Origin of the sequence: Falsihalocynthiibacter arcticus (assembly GCF_000812665.2) — a bacterium.
GTDB classification, from domain to species: Bacteria; Pseudomonadota; Alphaproteobacteria; order Rhodobacterales; family Rhodobacteraceae; genus Falsihalocynthiibacter; species Falsihalocynthiibacter arcticus.
The window spans coordinates 682,787-706,237 of the sequence record NZ_CP014327.1; the positions used below are offsets into that span (position 1 = coordinate 682,787).

Annotated in this window: 23 protein-coding genes and 2 pseudogenes; 11 read left to right on the forward strand and 14 right to left on the reverse strand. The window is 51.4% G+C overall.

All coding sequences use genetic code 11. From position 1 onward, the window contains the following. Positions 1–255: 255 nt before the first annotated feature. The 6 genes from RC74_RS03375 to RC74_RS03400 all read left to right on the forward strand — a co-directional run bounded on the left by RC74_RS03375 (position 256) and on the right by RC74_RS03400 (position 5,297). Positions 256–1,272, forward strand: coding sequence for a DctP family TRAP transporter solute-binding subunit (locus RC74_RS03375; protein WP_052274912.1), 1,017 nt, complete (start codon positions 256–258; stop codon positions 1,270–1,272). A 103-nt stretch (positions 1,273–1,375) separates the two neighbouring features. Beyond that, positions 1,376–2,116 carry an SDR family NAD(P)-dependent oxidoreductase gene (locus RC74_RS03380; RefSeq protein ID WP_039002979.1) on the forward strand — a complete coding sequence of 247 codons (741 nt, stop codon included), beginning with the start codon at positions 1,376–1,378 and terminating at the stop codon, positions 2,114–2,116. Positions 2,117–2,183: 67 nt separating this feature from the next. Then, positions 2,184–2,612 carry a cupin domain-containing protein gene (locus RC74_RS03385; RefSeq protein WP_039002980.1) on the forward strand — a complete coding sequence of 143 codons (429 nt, stop codon included), beginning with the start codon at positions 2,184–2,186 and terminating at the stop codon, positions 2,610–2,612. Between the two features lie 24 nt (positions 2,613–2,636). Continuing rightward, entirely contained in the window at positions 2,637–3,161 is a 525-nt protein-coding gene (locus RC74_RS03390) for a TRAP transporter small permease (protein WP_039002982.1), read from the forward strand. 1 nt (position 3,162) lies between these two features. Then, positions 3,163–4,449 carry a TRAP transporter large permease gene (locus RC74_RS03395; protein ID WP_039002983.1) on the forward strand — a complete coding sequence of 429 codons (1,287 nt, stop codon included), beginning with the start codon at positions 3,163–3,165 and terminating at the stop codon, positions 4,447–4,449. A 47-nt stretch (positions 4,450–4,496) separates the two neighbouring features. Continuing rightward, positions 4,497–5,297, forward strand: a complete 801-nt coding sequence (locus tag RC74_RS03400) for an IclR family transcriptional regulator (protein ID WP_052274913.1) — start codon at positions 4,497–4,499, stop codon at positions 5,295–5,297. Positions 5,298–5,375: 78 nt separating this feature from the next. On the opposite strand, the pseudogene RC74_RS21560 reads toward RC74_RS03400, so the two are convergent. The 8 genes and pseudogenes from RC74_RS21560 to RC74_RS23670 all read right to left on the reverse strand — a co-directional run. Continuing rightward, positions 5,376–5,480 (reverse strand): annotated as a pseudogene (locus RC74_RS21560) (hypothetical protein); the annotation flags it as partial. Between the two features lie 216 nt (positions 5,481–5,696). Then, positions 5,697–7,232: an ABC transporter ATP-binding protein gene (locus RC74_RS03405; protein ID WP_039002984.1), complete on the reverse strand. Its 1,536-nt coding sequence runs from the start codon at positions 7,230–7,232 to the stop codon at positions 5,697–5,699. After that, positions 7,229–8,152, reverse strand: coding sequence for an ABC transporter permease (locus tag RC74_RS03410; protein ID WP_082802176.1), 924 nt, complete (start codon positions 8,150–8,152; stop codon positions 7,229–7,231). Before RC74_RS03410 ends, RC74_RS03405 begins: the two co-directional genes overlap by 4 nt. Then, on the reverse strand, positions 8,152–8,925 hold the full coding sequence (locus RC74_RS22850) for an ABC transporter permease (protein ID WP_335339577.1): 774 nt from the start codon (positions 8,923–8,925) through the stop codon (positions 8,152–8,154). The genes RC74_RS03410 and RC74_RS22850 overlap by 1 nt, the downstream gene beginning before the upstream one ends. Then, positions 8,817–9,275 carry a hypothetical protein gene (locus RC74_RS22855; protein WP_236940020.1) on the reverse strand — a complete coding sequence of 153 codons (459 nt, stop codon included), beginning with the start codon at positions 9,273–9,275 and terminating at the stop codon, positions 8,817–8,819. The genes RC74_RS22850 and RC74_RS22855 overlap by 109 nt, the downstream gene beginning before the upstream one ends. A gap of 15 nt (positions 9,276–9,290) precedes the next feature. Continuing rightward, complete coding sequence (locus RC74_RS03420) at positions 9,291–10,394, reverse strand: BMP family ABC transporter substrate-binding protein (RefSeq protein ID WP_039002987.1); 1,104 nt, start codon at positions 10,392–10,394, stop codon at positions 9,291–9,293. 31 nt (positions 10,395–10,425) lie between these two features. Then, on the reverse strand, positions 10,426–11,364 hold the full coding sequence (locus tag RC74_RS03425) for a DUF1989 domain-containing protein (RefSeq protein ID WP_039002988.1): 939 nt from the start codon (positions 11,362–11,364) through the stop codon (positions 10,426–10,428). Then, the gene (locus RC74_RS23670; RefSeq protein WP_082802177.1) at positions 11,361–11,531 is read right to left on the reverse strand and encodes a ribbon-helix-helix domain-containing protein; all 171 of its coding nucleotides are present in this window, start codon (positions 11,529–11,531) and stop codon (positions 11,361–11,363) included. Before RC74_RS23670 ends, RC74_RS03425 begins: the two co-directional genes overlap by 4 nt. A 261-nt stretch (positions 11,532–11,792) precedes the next feature. On the opposite strand from RC74_RS23670, the gene RC74_RS03430 reads away from it, so the two are divergent. Further along, positions 11,793–12,452, forward strand: coding sequence for a flavin reductase family protein (locus RC74_RS03430; RefSeq protein ID WP_156477407.1), 660 nt, complete (start codon positions 11,793–11,795; stop codon positions 12,450–12,452). A 10-nt stretch (positions 12,453–12,462) separates the two neighbouring features. On the opposite strand, the gene RC74_RS03435 is transcribed toward RC74_RS03430, so the two are convergent. Further along, positions 12,463–13,137: a GntR family transcriptional regulator gene (locus RC74_RS03435; RefSeq protein ID WP_218918109.1), complete on the reverse strand. Its 675-nt coding sequence runs from the start codon at positions 13,135–13,137 to the stop codon at positions 12,463–12,465. A gap of 435 nt (positions 13,138–13,572) precedes the next feature. Between RC74_RS03435 and RC74_RS03440 the strand changes: the two genes are divergently transcribed. Further along, positions 13,573–16,113, forward strand: coding sequence for an ATP-binding protein (locus RC74_RS03440; RefSeq protein ID WP_169798706.1), 2,541 nt, complete (start codon positions 13,573–13,575; stop codon positions 16,111–16,113). 41 nt (positions 16,114–16,154) lie between these two features. Next, the gene (locus RC74_RS03445; RefSeq protein WP_039002991.1) at positions 16,155–16,562 is read left to right on the forward strand and encodes a response regulator; all 408 of its coding nucleotides are present in this window, start codon (positions 16,155–16,157) and stop codon (positions 16,560–16,562) included. A 494-nt stretch (positions 16,563–17,056) separates the two neighbouring features. On the opposite strand, the gene tnpB is transcribed toward RC74_RS03445, so the two are convergent. The 3 genes from tnpB to RC74_RS03460 all read right to left on the reverse strand — a co-directional run bounded on the left by tnpB (position 17,057) and on the right by RC74_RS03460 (position 18,463). Continuing rightward, positions 17,057–17,233 carry an IS66 family insertion sequence element accessory protein TnpB gene (tnpB, locus tag RC74_RS03450; protein ID WP_169798707.1) on the reverse strand — a complete coding sequence of 59 codons (177 nt, stop codon included), beginning with the start codon at positions 17,231–17,233 and terminating at the stop codon, positions 17,057–17,059. Positions 17,234–17,262: 29 nt separating this feature from the next. Then, positions 17,263–17,640 (reverse strand): transposase, encoded by a 378-nt coding sequence (locus tag RC74_RS03455; protein ID WP_039002993.1) that lies wholly within the window; start codon positions 17,638–17,640, stop codon positions 17,263–17,265. 169 nt (positions 17,641–17,809) lie between these two features. Further along, the gene (locus tag RC74_RS03460) at positions 17,810–18,463 is read right to left on the reverse strand and encodes a GntR family transcriptional regulator (RefSeq protein WP_039002994.1); all 654 of its coding nucleotides are present in this window, start codon (positions 18,461–18,463) and stop codon (positions 17,810–17,812) included. A 153-nt stretch (positions 18,464–18,616) separates the two neighbouring features. On the opposite strand from RC74_RS03460, the gene RC74_RS03465 reads away from it, so the two are divergent. After that, positions 18,617–19,399, forward strand: a complete 783-nt coding sequence (locus RC74_RS03465) for an FAA hydrolase family protein (RefSeq protein WP_039002996.1) — start codon at positions 18,617–18,619, stop codon at positions 19,397–19,399. After that, positions 19,396–20,166 carry an HpcH/HpaI aldolase family protein gene (locus tag RC74_RS03470; RefSeq protein ID WP_039002997.1) on the forward strand — a complete coding sequence of 257 codons (771 nt, stop codon included), beginning with the start codon at positions 19,396–19,398 and terminating at the stop codon, positions 20,164–20,166. Before RC74_RS03465 ends, RC74_RS03470 begins: the two co-directional genes overlap by 4 nt. Positions 20,167–20,218: 52 nt before the next feature. Here RC74_RS03470 and araD read toward each other — a convergent pair whose 3' ends face one another. Both araD and RC74_RS03480 read right to left on the reverse strand, forming a co-directional pair. Further along, entirely contained in the window at positions 20,219–21,949 is a 1,731-nt protein-coding gene (gene araD, locus RC74_RS03475; RefSeq protein WP_039002998.1) for an L-arabinonate dehydratase, read from the reverse strand. Continuing rightward, a pseudogene (locus RC74_RS03480) lies at positions 21,950–23,451 on the reverse strand (tripartite tricarboxylate transporter permease).

Sequence of the window (23,451 nt, forward strand, 5' to 3'; positions counted from 1 at the left end):
CATGCCTACAACTCGACCTTCTACGGAAAAATTCCTCTGAATGCGGGAATTTTATGTTATTACTTACAAACTTTTCGACACATCTCTATCATGAGACGGCCTCACTCCACCACACCATGCCGCACCACACCATGCCGCAACGCAGAGAAATTTCGACAAAATATTGTATTTGACTTTTATCAAATAGCGATATTTAAATTGCGTTACTGGTGTCAATTATCTAACGGCGGCAGCTATATATCTGGGAGGAATTTCATGAAGAACTACATACAAAAAGCCCGCCATCATGCGGTGTTTGGCTTATCAGCTTCAGTCGTAGCATCTGTTACGGTCGTTGGGGCCGCCAATGCGGAAACAATAAAGTTTAGCTACCCTGTTTCACAAGAAAGCCCTATGGGTCGAACCGTTGATTATTTTGGTGAACTGATTGCTGAAAAAACCGACGGATCGGTCGACTTACGAGGGTTCCCTTCTGCTCAACTTGGCAATGAAATCCAGTCAATTTCGTCGGTGCAGGGTGGTATAGTGGAGATGGCAGTAACAACAACTGCCGGTTTGGCTTCGGTTGTTCCTGAATTCAACATGTTCAATTTGCCTTTCATGTTTGACAGCTATGAGCAGCTGGATGCCGTCAGCCGTGGACCTACTGCTGAGAAAATCCTTGCTAAGCTGGAACCGTCGCAGATGGTAGGTCTGTGCTATTGGGATTACGGGTTTCGCAATATCACTAATAACAAGCGCCCTGTAACCAAATTGGAAGATGTAAATGGTCTGCGCGTGCGGACTATCCAGAATAGTGTCTATCTTGATTCCCTTAGCGCGCTCGGGATTAATCCGACCCCGTTGCCCTTTCCCGAGACTTTCACTGCGCTGGAAACTGGTGCGATTGATGGTAACGAAATTGCTAACGACGTAACACGCTCGGCATCTTTCTTTGAGGTGCAGGACTATCTGACCGAAACGCAGCATTTCACTACGCTATCGGTTGTTTATGCAAGCAAGGGTTTCTGGGACAAGCTTGATGGAGGCGAGCAAAGCGCCATCCGCGCCGCGTGTGCTGAGGCGTCGGTGTTTAACCGCGATATCATTAATGCCGGCGGCGCAGAGACATTGAGCGTCTTAGAAGAGAACGGCATGCAAATTGATCGGATTTCGGCGGATGATCTACAAGAGTTCCGCGATGCGGTTCAGCCAGTAGTGGACCAGGTTAGTTCTGGTCTGGATCAAGAAATTGTCAAGGAGTTCAATGCCGACAAGGCCGCGACGAAGTAAGTACTAATACACACCGGCCCCTGCTTGAACTCTGGCAGGGGCCGGTTAATGCCTCCATTAAGATGTAGGCGCGTGAATTGCATTAAATCTTAAGGGGCAAGCTGTGCTGAAGAATAAGATCGCCATCATTACTGGTGCAGGAAATCTTGACGGTATCGGCTTTGCGACTGCAAAGGCGTATATTGAAAACGGTGCTAAAGTAGTAATGGTTGATCGCGATGAACGAGGCGTAGCCACCGCGGCACATGAGCTTGGCGCAAATGCTACTGGGATTTGTGCCGATGTGCGGAGCCCCCAATCTATTAAGCCGGTCTTCAGGCATGTCCATGAGACTTTTGGGCATTTGGGCATTTTGGTCACCTGCGCTGGGATCGCTCAAGCTCGTAAAACTGTGGATATATCCATGGAGGATTATGATGCTGTAATGGATGTGAACTTGCGTGGTACTTTGTTGATGATCCAGGGAGCCTTACCGATGATGCAAAATGGCGCCTCGATCATTTGTATGGCCTCAATAGCAGCGCAACGCGGTGGCGGCCTGATGGGTGGGCCGCACTATGCAGCATCTAAGGGGGCGGTGGCCAGCCTTGTTAAGTCTATTTCTCGCGACGTGTCCCCGCGCGGTGTGCGCATCAATGCGGTGAACCCAGGCGTGATTTTATCAAGTATGACCCGAGATTTCTACGATGCTGAGATGACAGAACTTGTTCTACCTAGCATCCCGATTGGACGCTTTGGCGAAACCCGTGATGTGGCGCAAGCTTGTGTTTTTTTGGCATCTGATATGTCGTCTTACATTACCGGATCGGCCATCGATGTTAATGGCGGCCTGCACATGAATTGACGTGCTTAAAACCGGTTTCTGACCACACTCACAACTGCTTGCAGTATTACCCTAGGAGAAAATTATTATGAGTAGCAAAACCGTACCTGTTGTAACACGCGGGACTGCATTGGATGATAGCACCGGCCAATCGGGCGATTGCGTGCGTAAGTCCGGCGTTAGCCCCCAGAACACCCCCGCCACAAAAATCTGGTTTGGGCAGGTCTCGAATGGTCCCGGTTTTCGCTCGCCACCTCATCATCACGGCGAGGCTGAAACGGGCGGATATGTCTTGAATGGACATGGCCGCATTTATTTTGGCGAGAATTATCAAGAGTATGTTGACATGACCGATGGCGATTTCGTGTTTGTCCCGCCCCATATGCCTCACGTCGAAGTAAATATGAGCGTTACCGAGCCGTTGGTCTGGCTGACGTGTCGAACACCAGACAATATCGTAGTGAATTTGCCCGAAGTCGATGATAGTCTGCTAAGTGGCTACCGTCGCTCTGAATAAATTGAATACACTGGAGCGCCCCAAATGACCAACGCTATAGAACTTTATTTTAAGCTGCTTAAGTGGCTGGTTGTCTTGTGCCTAGCGGGCATGATCATATTGGTTTTTGGCAACGTAGTCTTACGCTATATCTTCAATTCGGGGATCACCGAGTCTGAAGAGTTCTCGCGTTGGTTGTTTGTATGGATGGTATTTCTCGGCGCGATTATCGTCTTGCGTGAAAACGGGCACCTCGGGCTTGAATTTATTGTAAACAGCTTTCCACGACCGGTGAGGATTGTTTGTTTAGCAATTGGGCATGTCATGATGATTTTTGCCACCTGGCTAATCATTTCAGGCACTTGGATTCAAACCTCTGTGAATTTGCATACCTATGCGCCGGCCACCGGATTTTCCCTTGCGTTTTTCTACGGTGTTGGTTTGATTTTTGGCGTTTCTACCGGTTTAATTCTGCTGCACCGACTGTGGTTAATCCTGACAGGACAAATGGATCGTGTAGGCACTACGGACCTAGAGTTGGCTGCAGTTGATAAAGTGAAGGTCGAATAATATGACCCTTATTGTTTTTTTGGGCACGCTGTTAGGCAGTATGGCGATCGGTATTCCAGTAGGTTATGCGCTTATCATGACCGGCATCGCATTGATGTATCATCTGGATTTTTTCCAAGCTCAGATTGTTGCACAAAATATGCTCAACGGTGCAGATAGTTTTCCGCTTATGGCGATCCCGTTTTTCATGTTGGCGGGCGAGGTAATGAATGCAGGAGGCTTGTCCAAGCGCATCGTGAATTTGTCGGTTGCTGCAGTAGGCCATATTCGTGGCGGATTGGGTTACGTAGCTATTCTGGCAGCGATCATTCTTGCAAGTCTGTCTGGGTCTGCGGCTGCTGATACCGCAGCGTTGGCTGCAATTTTGGTGCCAATGATGATAAAAGCAGGTCATGAGCCAGGGCGTTCGGCTGGTTTGATTGCCTCCGCGGGGATATCAGCGCTGATCATTCCGCCTTCAATCGGGTTTATTCTAATTGGTGTCGTGGGCAACATCTCGATAACCAAAATCTTTATTGCAGGGATCGTGCCCGGCATGATCATGGGCATGTCTTTGGTAATTACGTGGTACTTCGTGTCGCGCAGCGAAACCGGTACCACCAGCGTTGAGCGTGTCCCCTTGAACACGGTCTTGCGCGAAGCATGGGCTGGAATTTGGGCCTTAATGTTGCCAGTAATAATCCTAGTAGGCTTGCGATTTGGCGTATTCACTCCGACTGAAGCGGGCGTGATTGCCGCTGTTTATGCATTATTTGTAGCCATGTTCATATATCGTGAGCTGAAGGTAGCGGACTTGTTTGACGTATTTCTTGGGGCTGCAAAAACAACAGCAATGGTGATGTTTTTGGTGGCGGGTGCGCTAGTATCCAGCTGGATGATTACTATCGCGGGACTGACTGGTCAGATTAACGATATTATTGCTCCTTTTGCGGATAGACCAATCATGTTGATGGCGGTGATTGTGGTGCTCGTTTTGATAATAGGCTGCGCCATGGATATGGTCCCTATTATTCTCATCCTGGTGCCGGTGTTCTTGCCTTCGGTGAAAGCGGCAGGCATCGACCCCGTTTACTTTGCCGTGGTCTTTATGATTGCAGGTGCTGTCGGGTTGCTAACGCCACCGGTTGGCTCTGTGTTGAATGTCGTAGCAGGGGTCTCCAAGGTGCCCTTACCACAAGTGATTAAGGGTATCTGGCCCTTCATCATCGCTCAGTTGATAGTATTAATCCTGTTAATAATCTTTCCGCAAATAATCACCGCTCCAGCAGAGTTTTTGCAAGGAGAGTAACCCCGCTGCAAGAAACGCAATGCCGCGACAAAAAGTGGAGATCTAATATGAACAGTCTAGACAAGATGCTCGCTATTTTGGACGGCTTTGATGAGCGTAACCTGACCGTGGATGTCAACCGCGCAACTGAGTTATCGGGCTCTTCAAAGCCGAGTGCCTACCGCTATATACAGGCGCTCACGCGTGCCGGATTTCTTATGCCTGCCAGTGGTGGTACATATACTATTGGCTCGCGAGTGATTGAATTGGAAATGCTCAAGCGCGAAAACGATCCGCTGCTTACTGCTGCACGCCATTTGATCCGGTATTACTCTGACGAAATGGGCATAAACATTATGTTGTCCAGCTATTACGGTGACAAAGTGCTATGCGCTGATCTGGCGTGGAGCGACCACAGTATCCCTGATATTTATAAGGCTGGTCGCCCTATGCCTATTTTCAAGGGTGCTATGGCAAAGGTGATCTTAGCGTACCTAACCAAAACGCAACTAAAAAATATCTATTCTTGGAGTCAGGACGCCATTGAAGAAAGCGGATTGGGAACGACTCTTGAAGAGTTCATTAAGGCAATGAAAACGATCCGAACCGACGGCAGTTGTGTCACATACTCCGAAGTTTTCGACGGCTTAGTAGGAGTCGCTGCGCCTATTTGCGATCAAGAAGGCAGGGTTTTGGGTAGCGTCGTTTTTATTTTAACGACTAAGCGGATCAAAGAGTTGGAAGTGGAGTCCTTGATCACTGAAATTCGCAACATTGCATCCGAAATCGAGCGGGGCATTATCCGCAACAATAAGTTCAACAACACTGGCCCAGTTATTGCCGCGCGCCCTAGGCGCTTTCATGAGTAGTCGATGCCCTTCACGACGATATGGTAATCCCCCCATTTGTGGAGGCGTTTGCAACTAGAACTACGCAGCCATTTGGTGCTAGTTCAGTTTCATCGCCGGGGTAAACCCGCCGAGCCCCATATTCGGGCGGTCATTGTTGTAAGTCCATAACCATTTCGTGGCGTGATCTTGCACCTCCTGAATACTGTAAAAGATGTGAGTTCCAAGATATTCCGGAGGGCGGTATGAAAAGTTTGAAACGCAAGAGAGCCGCGCAATACCTTTCCCAAATTACTGTTAGGGTAGCTGGAGCAAAAGGCTTAGGCCATGGCACCCCGCATTGAGCCGCGCAGTATCACTCAAGTGGCGCTGCTCACCACCCTGCCCGCCTCAAGTCATTTGCCACGAACCGCGCCCTTTCTATAGCTCACTGCCCGCCATAAGTTGACCGATGCGATCGCGCGCGTTTTCCTCCGTTAGATCGCATCTCACCAATTGCCCTTCATATAGCACGGCCAATTCATCTGAAATCTCCAACAACTCGTCGAGGTCTTCCGAAATCAATAAAATTGCGGCGCCTTCATTTCGAGCCAGTGTTAGGCGGCGTCGAATGTCATGGGCCGCGACGAAATCTAGCCCAAAACATGGGTTCGCCACGACAAGCAACCGTGCTGATTGGGAAAGTTCACGTGCGAGGGCCATGCGCTGTACGTTGCCACCTGACAATTCTCCGACGGGCGCATCCAAAGACCGCGCCTTGATGCCAAATTCCGTCACCAATCTGCGCGCTTTGCGACGTAATTCCCGACGGGATGGGAAAAACCGCAGCTCCGTTTTGCGGGTCCATTCGAAAGAGGAGAAGGACAGATTATCGACGAGGCTCATCTCGGCAACCGCAGAATTATGCAATGGTTCTTCAGGCAAGAACCGAACCCCCAGCGAGCGCAAGGATTTACGCGTGGGGCGAAATGGCTGGCCGGACACCGAAATTGTTCCGTGATGGTCGGGTTGTTGGCCTGCAATACATTCAAACAGTTCGCGCTGCCCGTTGCCACTGATCCCCGCGATGCCGAGAATTTCGCCCGCATTAACATCCAACGCATCAATATTCAGTCGATCTGGCTGCCCTTTGGTTGTTACCCGCAAGTTACGAACGGACAGTACCGGTGTTTTTACCGCTGGCTTGGGGCGGGCCACGTGCGCGACTTCAAGAAACGAAGTGCCAACCATCATCTGTCCGAGTTCTGCTTCGCAGGTCTCAGAGGTTTTTCGATGCCCCACGAGTGCGCCGTGGCGTAACACTGTAACGGCGTCGGTGTAGCCCATGACTTCTCGGAACCGGTGGCTGATAATCAGGGCGGTCATTCGGCCCGATTGCGTCAATTCACGCACAACTCCAAGGACTTCATCCGCTTCGTCAGGCGTCAAAACCGATGTCGGCTCATCCAAAATCAGAAAACGTGTGCCAAGGTAGAGCTGCTTCAGGATCTCCAATTTTTGCTTCTCACCGCTGGCCAAATCGGAAACGGGGCGATCAAGTGGCACACGGAATGGCATCGTTTCCATCACCGCGTCTACACGTGCGCGCTCCTTGGTCCAATCGATTATGAGGGCTGAATCATTGCGCGTAATCAGTAGGTTTTCGATCCCTGTGAGCGAAGGCACGAGGGTAAAGTTCTGATACACCATGCCCAGCCCAAAGGATTGAGCCACGCGTGGCGAGCTGATTTCACCCCGTCGCCCATCAATCAGCAGGTCGCCCTCATCTGGTGAATGGTAGCCCATCATGCATTTTACGAGCGTCGACTTCCCCGCACCGTTTTCACCCAAAAGAGCGTGAAAGCTGCCCGCTTTGACCCGCATTGTGACATTGGACAGCGCCTTGAACCCTCCGAAACTTTTTGACAGGGCGACGGCTTCTATCTCGGGGGCATTCTGAAGGAAATTTGCTGTCATTTTGTCAGGCTCAATGCGGCTGGAGCACCAGTCATGCGCCGATTGCGACTAGATGTGGCGATCATGATAGCAAGTGTCAAAATATAAGGTGCGGCATAAAACAGATGGTAGCCCTGTGAAAACCCTACCGATTGGAGTGCAGGACCGATCGCCCCCGCCCCACCAAACAGAAGCGCCCCGCCAAGGCATCCCCAAGGGTTCCAACGCGCGAAAATCACCAACGCGACGGCCATCAACCCTTGACCAGACGAAATATTTTCGTTCCAGCTTCCGGGGTAGTATAGCGACAAATATGCGCCCCCTACCCCCGTCATTGCGCCGCCAAATGCAGTCGCAAAAATCCGAATACGAAGGGGGCGCAGGCCAATCGCGCGGGCGGCATCAGTACTATCCCCCACGACCCGCAAAGCCAACCCAGCGCGCGTATGGCGCAGGGCCCACGCCAAAAATGCTGTCAATGCAATCCCGATCAGGAACAGAATATTTACATTCAAAGCCGCTTTGAGCTGTGGGTTTGTCGCCCAAAAGCCGAAGGGAATATCAGGCAGGTTTGGGGCTGGCGGCTGAATGTATGGCTTTCCCAGATAATAGGCCAAACCGATAGCAAAGAGCATCATGGCAATGCCAATGGCGATATCGTTCACCCGCGAAAGGCTGCACAATGCGCCATGCATCAGGCCAAGGCATAAGCCAACCAGTGCAGCCCCCAGAACCCCAGCCCAGACCGACCCCGTTTCAACAGCGATGCCATATCCCGACATCGCCCCCATAACCAAAACGCCCTCAAGTCCAAGATTGATCCGCCCTGATCGCTCTGTGATCATCTCGCCAAGGGCAACGTAAATAAATGGCGTCGACACACGAATTGCCCCGCCGAGGATTGCAATGGGGATCGCCCAAAGGCCTAAATCGCCCTCCATCAGGATTTCCCTTCATTGAAAACTGCACTCAATCTTAACAGCGGCGTCGCATTTATCCGAAACCGCCCGTACGCCGTGTCAGCAACCAGAACCGAAATAAACAACACGCCCTGCAACACCAACATGGCTGCATCCGGCATATCAAGACGTCGCTGAACCAACCCTCCCGAAGCATCCAACCCGCCCAGAAGAAAGGCGACCAAAACAATCGCCAAAGGATTATGCCGCGCCAAAAACGACACCAAAATGGCGGTAAATCCAAAGCCGCTCGCGAGCGATGCGTTGGCATTGCCATGCACGCCAGCAACTTCAAACATTCCCGCCAAGCCTGCAAAGGCGCCGCCAAGGATGCAAACACCAATGACAAGAAAGCCCACCGGCAACCCCTGTAACTGGGCTGCGCGCACATTTGCGCCTGCGATCCGTGCCGCCATCCCGACGCTTGTCCGCTCAATCAAGACCCAACTGAAAACGCAAGCAATGACGCCCACACCCAAGCCCCAATGCACGTCAACCCAAGGCATTTTCCCTACGGAAAATACGTCGCCAATCGGAAGAGTCGCCGGCTTGTTCAGGCTGGCAGGATCGCGCAGCGGACCTTCGATCAGATGGCTCATCAACGCCACCGCGATATAGGACATCAGCAAGCTCGAAATTGTTTCGTTCACGGCACGCGTGTGGCGGATAAAACCGACGAAACCAATCCAAAGCCCCCCGCCAGACCAGCGGCAAGCGCCATTAAAAGAAGAGGTGCTGGCCAGCCCAGAAACCACTGCGATGCCATCGCGGCAGCCAATCCGCCCATCACAATTGCCCCTTCGCCGCCGATAACAACCAATCCAACCCGCGCAGGAAGGGCTACACAAAGGGCGGCCAAAATGAGAGGAGCCGCCCGCTCCAAAGCATTCGCGAGAGAAAAGGCAGAACCAAATCCGCCCTGCCAAACCGTAAGGGCAAAAGTAACTGGAGAAATGCCCTGAATACCAAGGAAAATAGCAAACAGACCAAACCCCGCCACAACGGCCCCAACCGTCAGAATGATAGGTTCCAAGAGACGCGCCGCCCGTTCCATAAGTGGCGCGTCAAAGGAAGTGATTTGATCTTGGTTTGCCATCGTCTTCATGTTTTTCGCGGCCCCTTAGGACAGCGACCCAATCACGCCTTCGACCAAGTAATCTGTGCCCCATAACGCCCCGTCATAGAGGCCCAATGTGGTTTCGCTGATCGTGTTCCCTTGGTTGTCGCGCAACGGGCCAACGAAAATGGGCATTCCCTCTTTTAGACCCGCAATCGCTGCCTCAGCAGCAATCACTGCGGCCTCTGTCGCACCAGCTCCGAAAGGCGTTGAGGTCACCATTTCATTGTCATACCCACCCTCAATCAAGTTCGGGATCGGCTCTCCAGCTTTTAATTTTTCCGCGTAATCGACATAGACGCGGGCCCAATTCAATTCTGCGCCCGTGATAAAGCCGTTTGGCGCAAGGGCGGATTGATCGGCATTGTGGCCAACGCTTTTAACGCCACGCGCTTCGGCGGTCTCAATGACAACTTTTGGGCTGTCGACGTGACAGGCGATAACATCACAGCCAGCATCGATCAAAGCGTTGGTCGCTTCGGCCTCACGAATGGGTTGCGACCACTCGCCTGTAATAATCAGCTGTACGGTTGCTTCGGGATTGACCGAACGCACGCCCATTGTGAAGGCATTCACCGTCCGCAAAACCAGAGCCAAAGGTTTAGCCGCAACATAACCAAGCTTGTTGGTGGTTGTGGACAATCCAGCGGCAACCCCGTTGACATAATGCCCCTGCTCAATATAGCCAAAATACCCGCCAAGATTTTCTGGATGTTCATCTTTGTTCCACAAAGTGGTGGAATGGCGGAATTGCACATCAGGGTATTTCTTTGCCAAATCAATCATGAAGGGATCAAAATACCCAAACGACGCTCCAAAAATAAGTTCCGCCCCATCCAGCTGAATCATCGATTCCATACTGCGGGAAGCATCGGCCGTTTCAGGTACATTCTCTTCCTCGATCAGGGTGATCCCTTCGATATCCTTCAGCTTCGCGGCCGAAACAGCGTGGGCTTGGCTCCATCCGAAATCATCCTTGGATCCCACATAGACGATACCAACTGTTTTATCACTTGCAGCAAAAACGGGGCCCGCGATATTGGTTAGTAAGGCCGCCGTGGCGGTGCCTGCCATGAAATTACGACGGTTCAGATTTGTGGTAGTCATGGGACTCTCCTGTTGGAAATTATGGGGTTGTTCAGTCTTGTGTTTCAAGCGATGGCGCACCGCTTTTCGCCTGCAGGAAACGTTCTTCCCACCAGGTAAACAAAATGTCTCGCAAGGCCGCGCCATCGTCGGCTCCATAGAGTTCGCGGTTGGCAATAGCGTTGAAAGCTGTCGCCAAATCGGCGGGCAATTCAATCGTGACTTCGGTCTCAACGATCGGCGTATTCGTGAAGCCCGCGACATAATCGGGATCCGCCGTCAGTTCCCGGGTCGCTTTTATCGTGGCATTACGGAATTGATCGGGCGTGCGCTGGCTGCGCAAAATTGGTACTTTTGGCACTGCTGCAAGATCGTCCTCAGAGGCTTCCCAGATGGTGATTTTCACGGGTTTGAGCGAGAAGTTTGATGTACGCATCACGTCGGCCCCACAGACATTCGGCACAGCGAGCACATCCATCAGCGCGACCATTTCAACATAGTCGCCCGCCTGCGAACTTTGCCGTGTGATCGTCGCTGTGCCGTCGGTTTGCACCTCGGTACACATGAAAAAGTTAAAACTGTCATGTACATCGTCAGGCGTTAAGCCGTATTCCCGTTGCGCTTCAGCCTGAATATCGTGGCAATTCGTATGGTCGTGGAACCCATAAGCCGCCTCATATAAATAAGCCGAACATCGCGGGAACAACACATCGTTACGCCCATAAGTATCGCGTAAAATGTAAAGTAGAGCGTTTTCGCGAGGCGGTTGTGACCATAGGAAATCCCCTTCGCTGGGGTGAAACCCATGCACCGTGCGGGTGCGTCCACAATGCATAAATTCCTTGTAATCGTGCAGATTGAACGCGTTGAAGTCGACACATTGGCCGCCCGCCACCTGCTCAATTCTCATGACCTGCCCTTTAAGCACCTCAAACGCCTTTCCTGTGCCAGGCAAAATCAATGTTTCGGAGATAAAAGTCCGCGCGCTCATATCCTCTGCTCCCCATGGTTCTGCGTGTATTCGCGCAAAGCCAACCGAACCAAGTCCTCGCGCGAGGCGGCAACGCCTTTTGCTATGGTACGTTCAAGCAATTCGAGCTGCTGCTGGTTAAGCCTCAATGTGACAGTTTGAGGCGCAGGATTTGAATTTTGGTCCATCTAGGGTCTCCGGCAAAAGTCGTCTGTATACAAAATTTCTCGAACTCAAGGCCCATACCCAAGAGAAAACTGCGAATTACGCCCTAAATTTCAAACTTAATGATCGAAAACGAGTGATTTTTAGGCAGAAATGGTCAAATCGCCTAACAAATACCTAAAAATGATTTGCAACTGTGTATACAATTTATGGATACATAACTCAGAAGGCACCAGACACATTTTGGGGAATCAACAAACTCCCATCCATGAAGGACGATGATTATGACCAAGACCTACGAGCGGTTCGACTTTGACGAATTGACCCCACACGAGCGTTATAAACTGCTCATCGGCACGGTGGTACCGCGCCCAATCGCGCTTGTGACAACTGTCGACTTAGAGGGAAATGTAAACGCAGCCCCATTTTCATTTTTCAATGTTTTGACGTCCGATCCTGCAATCTTGGCGATTGGAATTGAAAACCACAAAGACCTCAGCCTAAAAGACACCTCGCAAAACATTCGCCTGACCGAGGCCTTTACTGTCAATATTGTTGATGATGATCTGGTTACTGGGATGAACATCTGTGCGGTTGCCTTTCCCAAGGGTGTGGATGAAATGCAAAAAGCTGGCCTAACCGCCATTGCAGGGACGCACGTCCCTTGCCCGCGCATTGGCGAAGCTCCTGCGGCCTTCGAATGCGTGCGCCATATGACGATTGAGTTGGGACGCTCGCGCCAAATCGTTTTGGGACGTGTTGTCGCCCTCCACTTGCGCAGTGATCTGGTCGATGGAGATCGTAAATACGTCAACCAACAAGGCCTTCACGCGGTAGGGCGTATGGGCGGAATTGGCTACGCGCGCACTTCGGATCAGTTCGATCTTGCAACACCGTCGCTGGAAATGTGGAACCTAGAGAACGAGGATCAAGCGGCGCAATAGGTTAGAATAACTACATACTTTCTGCGTACTTACGCAAGATTGACGCGGCATCTGGCAGGGAGACTTCGTCTTCCTGATAGGCCCGCTCCTCGACCGCATCAAGGTGGCTTCGCATTATCAACATGGCAGCCTCGGCGTCCTGCACTTTAAGGGCTTCGATCAATTTATAGTGTTCATCAATGCCACATTCCGCCGAATGAGGTCGCCCAAATCGTGCCAAAATTAGCGATGATCTCGAGACAACTTGACTGACCATATCGGTCATATAAGCCGACTGTGTCAACTCCGCGAGAAGGATGTGAAACTCCCCCGCAAGACGAATGGATCTCGGACTGGGGTTGAGCAAAGCGCGCTCTTCTTCCTTCACGTGGGCCAGCAACGCGTCAATCGTTTCCTTACTGATCCGTTCACATAACCGCTTAACGATCTCGCATTCAATCGCCCGCCGGAGCGTAAAAACATCGGCGGCTTCCTCCAGCGTCGGCGTGGCAACAGCAGCCCCTTTGTTAGGGCGCATCTCAACCAAACCTTCAGACGACAGGCGAACAAACGCATTGCGTACGCCAGTGCGACTGACGCCAAATGTTTCTCCAATAGAATCCTCAGGCAATTTAGTTCCTGGCGCCAAGGCCTGTTCCAAAATGGCCCTCCGCAGGGAAGCGTAAATCGCATCTGATCGGTTCAAATTTGTCGCCATCATTCCACTCTGATTTTTAGGGACGGAATTTCATCAAAATCATACAAGGCATTCATCTGATTGCATACAACTTACTATCGGATGTGGATACGAACTTCAAAGAACATTTTCGACTGATGGCCCGTGCCGAGGTAAATATGAGTCAACCGCACCTTCAGGTCGTCCTACAACAGTTGAATCGTATGGCAATTGATCCGTTTAGCAAGAGTGAGGGTTCCATTTGGCTAGACACAAGCCATAAGGAATGGACCACTATGCGCGTTGGTCCTGACGGTTGGGAAGGGTATGCCGTTGTAACGCGTTCCCGTGATAGACCCCGTCTTTTCCACGGAGGCCTTGATGGACCCAAGGTCCATCCTGCGTTACGGTTTAGGATACCACCTCGCAAATACGGCCTATTTGCCCCCTACATTGGAGAAAAGTGTGTTTGCGTCAGTTCTACAAAGTTTAACTTCGCTACTGCTAGCTGGGGTTCTTGTTTACTCTGTATTTGCTTCCGACCGCCTGAGAGGCAGAAAGCTAGTTCAACAAATTTTGTTAGGCATCATCTTCGGAGTGATGGTGATCTCACTTGGAATAAGTTCTATCTCGTTCAAAATCATTCCTACACAGCTCGATGCTAAGGCCGGACCACTCATTTTGGCGGGCTACCTTGGGGGACCGATAGGGGGTCTGATTGCTGCTCTGTGTGGCGCGTACTATCGGATTACATTTGGCGGCCCAATGCTGGGTATCGCTGTTTTTATGAATCTCGCAACCGCGGCCATCGGAGTTACAGCACATTACTTAACCCCTTCGACGAACTGGCCGACCATTCAAAAATCCACAATCAAGTATATCATCGTAGCGTTTGTACTGCTTCATCTGATACCACTTTGGTACCTAAGCAGCCTTAGCGATGCGCCGAGCCCATATGCAGTGCCATCCCAAACTCTCACGGCGTTTATTGTTGTTGGCATTATGTCTATTCTCGCGACGTGGCAAATCATGAATTATTCATTAAAATTTGTGAATGATGGAATGCAATCAGCGGATTTAGCCAACCAGTTGGGCTTGGTTATGGACGCATCTGGCATGGGGAAGTTCGATCACAAAATTGGTAGTGCGGGACCTGTTTTCGATACCGCATTGATGAAAATTTACGGGCTCGATCGGCCCGCAGGGACTCTAGCACAATCTGAATGGGAGGCGATCATCCATCGCGATGATATAGGGCGATTACGAGCACAAATGCAGCAGACCTGGCTGGGTGAAAAAGTAAACGATAAAGCGGATTTTCGTGCTTGCCACTCAGACGGATCACTCAGATATATACGTGCAACTTGGACATCAGAGACGGACAGAGATGGCAAAGTCTCGCGTGTTGTAGGATTGCATGCTGACTTGTCAGACATCCACGAAGCGAAACAGCAACTACAAAAATCACGTGATCGCCTTGGATTGATTGCCGAAAAAATTCCAGGCGTGATCTTAGAATATGATGCCACCGATCCAAACAATCCTGAGTTATTGTACATCAGCCCTAAGTGCATTGAGTTATGGGGGGTCACGGACGCAGAATTTTATGCTGATCATATGTTACTCACGAAAATGCATGCCCCTGAAGACATAGACTATTTCTTGGCATCTATACTTAAAGGGATTAGGACGAGCGAACCCATTTTCCACCGGTACTCGATCACGACCCTAACAGGACAAACTCGCTGGCTTGACTATCACGGCAAGGCCGTATCAGAGAGTGGCAAACTCTACGTAAAGGCGATTATTCTTGACGCAACGCGCGAAGTAGAGGCGCAAGGGCAAGCAGAGATGGAGCGTGAAATTTCTCGCAACGCACAGAAAATCGAAAGCATTGGCCAACTGACGGGCGGCGTCGCGCATGATTTTAACAATTTACTGGCCGTCATACTAGGTAACTTGGAACTCTTGCGCGATAGTGTCACAAGCCCGCCAGAAAACACTCTGATTGAAACTGCGATCAATGCCACATTGCGTGGCGCTGATCTAACACGCAATATGCTCGCCTTTGCCCGCAAAGCCCCATTGACCCCTATCATTCTTGATCTCAACACTGTGGTGCGCGAAACGAAAAATTGGATCGGACGCGCATTACCAGAAAGCATTATAGTCGAAACCTCATTACTTGCAGGATTGTGGCCTGTCGAAGTAGACCGAGCTTCGTTGGAAAGCGCATTACTCAACTTAACACTTAATGCTCGCGATGCGATGGAAGATCATGGAAGCCTCACAATAGAGACGGCCAATGTACGTATCGAACAGCCCTATATCGATGCACGTAAAGAAGAGCTCATTCCTGGGCGCTATGTGATGCTGGCTGTGAGCGACACAGGCCCCGGAATTCCAAATGAAATTCTTGGATCGATTTTTGAACCTTTTTTCACCACTAAACCAACAGGCAAAGGTTCTGGGCTTGGGCTATCGATGACTTTTGGCTTTATGCGCCAATCAGGAGGGACAGTTCGAGTCTACACAGAGATTAACCAAGGCACGACCTTCAAACTCTATTTCCCAGTTGCATCCTCCTTGCATTTACCTCCTACAGAGCCGGTTGAAGAGTTACCTACGGCGAGCAAAGGCTACAAACTGCTAATAGCAGAAGACGAAACTGCCGTACGTGACGTCTTAGTAATGATCCTTGAGCGTGCGGGGTATCAAGTCATGGCCACCACCTCTGGAGATGCTGCTTTTGCCGTATTTGAGGCCGATCCGAGCTATAATTTGCTGTTGACGGATATTGTTATGCCCGGACAGTTACAGGGCACCACCCTTGCTAAGAAACTTAGAAAGCGCTGGCCTGACCTACCCGTAATCTTCATGTCTGGTTATGCAAGCGAAGCTACCGTGCATGGAAATGGCCTCAGACCCGAAGATATCCGCATGATGAAACCTGTACAGCGCGCAGATCTTCTTATGGCCGTTGAAAAAGTGCTGTCTTCAAGTTAGCATAAGGCAACCTGAAGAAGGAATTGTCGTGTTGAAAATAAATGCATAGCCTCTACATCGCCGATGACAACCACGACTTCGCGGATTTCATCGCTACTGTCGCCCGACAAGAAGGATGGAAGGTTGAAGTGTGTTCCAACGGTTATGAACTCATAAACCGCTTGAAAGAAAGCCACGGGCCTGCTCTTCTTTTTGTAGATGTCAACATGCCTGTAATGGATGGACTTGAAGCAATTGAAGGATTGGTCGGCTTGGACCGCCAACTTACAATCCGCTTCATTACTGGGGGTGAAATCTCCACGATCATCGCGGCAAAGATGATTGCGAATGCGCGTGATCTGAAAGTCGGGCGGAGCATTTTCAAACCGATTAGCAAAGCTGAATTAGTGACGATTCTGAGGGCTGAAAGTAAAGAACTTACGTTAAGCGGAGTTGAAACTAAGGGATAAATAGGCGAGCACGCGAAAGTTGAAACGCAAACCACCCCAAAAAATATGATGTAACATATTGTTATTGTAGACTTTATACCTAGGGAAGGCGGAAACTAGCCTCGCAGAATAGAGCTGAAGTGTTTCACATGATGCTGATTTTATGAGTTTTTTTCGAAGATTATTTATCTGGAAACCATCGGGCGTCGACCAGCGGACCTTGGTGCAAAATGCAGCGAAAGTCCGGTTTCCTCGGCGGGTTCAACAGATCGACACAACACACTGCGCAAACTTCTCAGCTGGCAACTGGTATCCTCCTCCCAGAGGTTTGGCGAGGCGCGCACATAAGACAGCGATTTTCACCTCCTCCCGAGCATCGGCGTTTTTTATGCCTAGTGGGTCAAAATTCGATACCACAGTTCGGTCTTCGACTTGGAGATGGACGTTCTAGAACCTCTATGTGTTGAGCGGACTGCTGGAAATTATGGAATTTTGTAACATTGATTAGGCAGATCCTAAAAAGAATGCCACTTACTAAGAGAGGTATCCCACCAAATCATCTTAAGCTGGTCAGCACGCTTTGCGCGGAACACATAGACTGCTCCATCGAACGGCTTCTTCTTTAGATGGCTCTGCACCAGCGCCACCAGACCGTCATGCCCCTTGCGGAAATCTACAGGTTTGGTTGCCACGAATATCTGCACCCCATACGACGGATGGATCACAACGCAGTCTCAGCGATCCGGGCCGCAGGGGTGTCAACGGCCAAACGTATCGTCACTCCGCCCTTGAGCAACTCAACGCAGGTCAAATTGATAGGTGGCGCTGGAACCACCTCAAGCGGCTTCGGACCTTCAATCTGCACTGGCACAAAATCCATACCATCCAAGTTGGGCAAAACAAGCTTGCCCGTCCGCGCCATGCGTCGCCAATCTGAAACGCTGCTGGGTATCAAACCATATCGTTTGGCCACCCCATTCACAGTCGCGCCCTCAATCAGCGTTTCCGCAACGATCCGCGCCTTCAACTCAAGAGGCCAGCGCCGTTTGCCGTCTGACCCATGCGGAATTCTTGTGAGAAACTCATTCGTAGCTTCCATAGAGAAACTCCCTCCAAGTCTATGAAGGGACGGAATCGCATATTAACCACCCAAGGGGAATGTGGGGTCAAACCAACGGTTACTTATAACAGAGCTTTTACACCCCAGAACAGTTTTCGGATGCTTCACTTGGAAATTAGACCAAACTGTTCCCTTCCATTGCGGCTTTTCAAAGCACTTTCATTGCCGCTTCCGTCGTCCGATTGATGTGCTCCGTTACAAGAGTGCAGGCTAAATCGGGTTCCCGCGCCAGAGCCGCTTCAAAAATTGCGGCGTGCTCTGCGGGCGTATTGCGTTCAAGATTGGGGTTTGAACGAGATAGAAGACGATACCGTTCGTGATGGAGATAAATCTGCTCCCTCAATGACAAAAGCCAGCTAGAATACGCAGCCGACAACAGGGCGTCGTGAAATTCTGCGTTTCTTGCCTCAAGGTCCGAGGGAGAAATTTCGGTGGGCGCGCGATTTTCAACCAGCCTCAACCGATGATAGGCTGCAACTAAGCGCGCCTCCCAAGCGTCATCTCCGTTGCGCAACGATTCCCGCAAGGCTTCGCATTCAAGCAATCCTCGCACACGCCCCACATCTTGTGCGTCTTGCGCCGAAATGACCGCTACGGTGAACCCCTTTTGGGTTTCCTGAACAACAAGCCTATCGCCAACTAGCCTTGTAAGGGCCTCTCTCAATGGCGCTGCTCCAAAATTATACTGCGACTTCAGTGGAATAACTTTCAACTTGAGCCCTGCGGCAAGTGTTCCGTCGATAATGTTCCCTCTCAAGACACGATAAGCGCGCTCTGATTCAGTTTCTCTGATTTCGCTCATTTACGTCTTAGTCCTTCACGTGAGGCCTGCGTCAAAGTTACTTTTTTGTAAATCCAAGCTGAGGCGCATTCAATAGCGGTATTCGCCAACAATATTGACTTTTTAGTTTTTGTCGATATTAGATAATACTATCGATATTATAGGAAGATTGAAATGCTTACAGACTCCGAGCGGCAAGAGGCCGTTAATGCCCTCATCCGTGCAGAAAAAACCAAAGTTCAGGCAACACAGCCTTCAGTGGCTTGGCCCCATATTGAGATCGAAGATGCTTATGCAATCTCAGCCGCTGTGGCCCAGTCTAAAGTGGACAAAGGGTCGAAAATTGTTGGGCATAAAGTTGGCTTAACGTCAAAAGCCATGCAGCGTTCCTCAAACATCGATGAGCCAGATTATGGTCACGTCTTTTCAGACATGGTTTTGAGCGATGGTGCGGTCGTTAAGCATGCGGATTTCTGTGTTCCGCGCGTCGAGCCTGAACTCACGTTTGTTCTAAAGGATCGCTTGATGGGTCCAAACATTGGCCTTGTCGATGTTCTGAATGCCACGGATTATATTGTTCCTTCGATCGAGATTATCGACGCGCGGGTCTGTGAACCCCGTAAAATCTATGACACGGTTTCCGACAATGGCGCCGGTGCTGGCTTAATTCTTGGGGGTCGCCCCGTGCGCCCCGATGCCGTTGATTTACGTTGGGTTGGGGCCATCTTCCACCGCAACAGCGCAATTGAGGAAACCGGATTGGCCGCAGGTATTTTGGGGCATCCTGCGATGGCTGTTGCTTGGTTGGCAAACCGATTAGGTTCCTTTGGGGTGGCCCTTGAGCCGGGCCATATGGTGCTGTCTGGTTCGTTTACCCGCCCAGTTTGGGCCGCCAAAGGCGATACGCTGCACGCGGATTTCGGACCATTGGGAACCGTTGCGGTGTCGTTCGAATGAAAACCACTCTCCCAACAAACCCGTTCAAAGCTGCCTTGAAATCTGGCACCTCGCAAATTGGACTCTGGTCGAGTCTGTGCAGCCCGATTGGGGCGGAACTCATCTCTGGCGCAGGCTTTGACTGGCTCCTGTTTGACAGCGAGCACTCCCCCATCGAAGTCTCGGGCCTAATGCCCCTTTTGCAAGCCGCTGCGAAAAGCGACAGCCATTCCGTGGTGCGCGTTGCGTGGAACGACAGTGTCCTGATCAAACGTGCGCTCGACATTGGCGCCCAAACAATCCTTGTACCCTTTGTTCAAAACGCACAGGAGGCCACCAATGCGGTTGCAGCCTGTAAATATCCGCCCCTCGGCATACGTGGCATCGCGGGCGCCACACGCGCAAGCGGGTTTGGACGCATTCCAAACTACGTCACGCAGGCCAACGATGAAATCTGTGTCATTGTGCAGGTTGAAACAAAAGAGGCCCTCGAAAACATTGCTGAAATCGCGGCCGTGAAGGGGCTGGACGGGATTTTCATTGGCCCTTCGGATCTCTCCGCATCTCTGGGCCACCCCGGAAATCCGGCCCATAGCGACGTTCAAACGGCGATCCAAGCCGCAGCAAAGGCCATAAATAGTTACGGGCTCGCGGCGGGTATTCTGGCCACGAGTTCGGCCGACACGGCAAAGTATTTGAAGTATGGCTTCACATTTGTCGCCGCGGGTGTGGATACCTCGCTTTTGACAAATGCGGTGGATGCGTTGCGTAAAAACGTTTTGCCCTAGACCCCAAAAAGGAGAAGCCCATTTCACGCAACTGTGGAAATGGGCTTCTGAACTAGTTAATTTCTGGTTCGCTTACCGGCTTGCCGAAATCAGTTTTCAGGAAATCAAAGTCACACCCTTTGTCAGCTTGTTCGATGTGCTTTGAATACATATACCCAAAGCCACGTTCGTACCGAGGTTCGGGCGGCGTCCATACCGCGCGCCGACGCGCGATCTCTTCGTCCGACACTTCCATTTGCAGTAATCGTTTTTCAACATCAAGTGTGACCAAATCGCCATTTTCAAGCAGCGCCAAGGGGCCGCCGATAAAGGATTCCGGCGCGACATGGAGCACGCAAGCGCCATAGGACGTCCCCGACATACGCGCATCCGAGAGGCGCACCATATCGCGATAGCCATTTTTCAAAAGCGCTTTTGGCATGGGTAACATGCCCCATTCCGGCATTCCGGGCCCACCTTGAGGGCCTGCATTTCGCAACACTAGAACCGTGTCAGGCGTGATGGGATAATCGATATCCTCGACAATGATTTTCAACTCGGCATAGCTGTTTGCAATCAGCGCAGGCCCCGTATGTTTCAGGAATTTTTGATCACAGGCTGCGGGCTTAATCACCGCGCCACTGGGGGCAAGATTGCCATGCAAAACCGCGAGCGATCCTTCGGGATAAACCGGATTATCCAGCGGGCGGATGACATCGTCATTGTAAACGACTGCTCCGTCGATTGCCTCTCCGATGGGGCGCCCCGTGACGGTAATAGCGCTATGATCGAGCTTGTCGCCGAGTTGCTCCATCAATGCCAGAAGCCCGCCCGCATAGAAGAAATCTTCCATTAAATACCCTTCTCCCGAGGGGCGGACATTGGCAATAACGGGTGTTTCACGGCCGATTGCATCCAGATCTTTGAGGTTGAAATCAACGCCCGCCCGTTGGGCCATCGCCACAAGGTGGATGATCGCATTTGTGGAACATCCCGTCGCCATTGCTACGGTTGCCGCATTGTTAACGGCGGTGGGTGTGATAATGCGATCAGGGGTCAAATCTTCCCAAACCATCTCAACTGCGCGCCGCCCACAGGACGCCGCCATGCGTTGATGCCCCGCGTCAGGCGCGGGAATAGACGACGCCCCCGGAAGAGTAAGGCCCATTGAATCCGCAATCGCCGTCATCGTGCTGGCTGTGCCCATCGTCATACAATGCCCATAGCTGCGTGCGATACCGCCCTCAACGCCCTGCCATTCCTGCTGGGAGAGATTTCCGGCGCGCCGCTCGTCCCAGTACTTCCAACTGTCCGTTCCAGACCCAAGCACTTTGCCTGCATAATTGCCGCGCAGCATCGGTCCTGCGGGCATAAAGATGAACGGCAAATTCATACTGATTGCACCCATAATCAAGGCGGGCGTGGTCTTGTCACACCCTCCCATCAAAACCGCGCCATCCACGGGATGCGACCGTAACAACTCCTCGACTTCCATGGCAAGCATGTTGCGATACAACATAGTCGAAGGTTTCACGAAGGATTCAGAAAGCGACAGGGCGGGCAATTCCATCGGGAAGCCTCCCGCCTGAAGAATACCGCGCTTTACAAATTCGGCGCGGTCGCGAAAGTGCATGTGACAGGGCTGTGCCTCAGACCACGTATTGATGACGGCAATAACGGGTTTGCCCTCCCAATCCTCGGGTCCATGCCCCATTTGCCGTGCCCGAGACCGATGCCCGAAAGCGCGAAGGTTATCAGGTGCCATCCAGCGAGCGGAGCGGAGTTCTTCGTAAGTTTTGGTCATTTACTGAGCCTCGTTTGGGGCGCGTGCCCCGTCATTACGTCGTTGAAACAACACCAACCCCAAGAGAACTGCAGAGAGTAAAAGGAGAGTGGCACTAATTGGGCGGGTCAAGAACTGGGTCCAATCGCCATCAAAAATCAACATGCCGCGCCGAAGATTGGATTCAACGAGCGAGCCAAGAATAAGCCCCAAAATTACGGGCGCCGTACCAAAGCCAAACCGCGTGAGGAAAAACCCAAGCACGCCAAATCCGAGCATCAGCCACAATTCAAAAAAGTTGCCGTTCACCCCAAAAACGCCGATCACACAGAACATCAGAATGGACGGTGTAAGGAACTTGGGCGGAACGCGCAGGACGCGGACAAATATTTTGATGCCAAAAAGTTGGATCAAAAACATGAAAATGTTGGCCAAAAAGTAAGCAAAGAAAATGCCATAGGCTATGGTCGCTTGTTGATCAAACAACGCCGGTCCCGGACGCACACCCTGAATGGTCAACCCACCCATAAGCACCGCAGTTGCCACTTCGCCAGGGACCCCAAGAGTGAGAACCGGAATAAGGGCCCCCCCGCCATCGCGTTATTGGAGGTTTCGGACGCGACAAGCCCCTCATCATGCCCCGTACCAAACGCTTCTGGTGTCTTGGAAAATCGCTTTGCTTGATCATAGGCGAGGAAAGACGCGATTGAGCCCCCGGCACCGGGAATTGCGCCGACGATTGTGCCAATGAGGGATGAGCCCGCAACGATGCGTTTGGCTTTCCACAACACGCCCCAATAGGGCTTCGCATTGGCGATGTCCTTTGCGCCGCCTGCATCCTTATTCTCGCTTCGCACGCTGGTGAGGTCCTGTAAAACTTGGCCAACGGCGAACAAACCAATAAGGGCGGGAAGCAAGGCAATACCTGTGATGAGCGCGGGTTGGCCACCCGTGAACCTCAGAACACCCGTAATTGGATCAGAGCCGACCGTAGCAAGAAACAAACCAAGAAGCCCCGCGGCGAGCCCCTTTAGGACGGAGCCACCTGAAACTGACGCAATGATGACGAGGCCAAAGATACCGAGGGAAAAGAATTCGGCAGGACCAAACTTGAGCGCGAATTTCGCAATCGGTGGGGCCACAAGAAAGAGGAGAATGGCGCCGATCATACCACCAACAAATGACGAAGAAATCGCAATCCCAAGTGCGCGCCCTGCTCGCCCGCCCCGCGCCATCGGGAACCCATCAAGCGTGGTCGCCACCGATGATGGCGTTCCTGGAATACCGAGTAAAATAGCGGGAATTGCGCCACCAGCAACCGCGCCGCAGAAACCGCCTAACAGCATTCCGATGCCAACAATAGGGGGCATCCCGAACGTCAGAGGGATCAAAAGCGCGATGGCCATAGCGGCGGTCAAACCGGGCAACGCGCCCATGACCAGCCCCAAAATGGTCCCTGCTGCAATTGCCATCACGACCCGAAGATCGGCGAGAAGAAGAATTGAGTCTAAGTATACATTCAT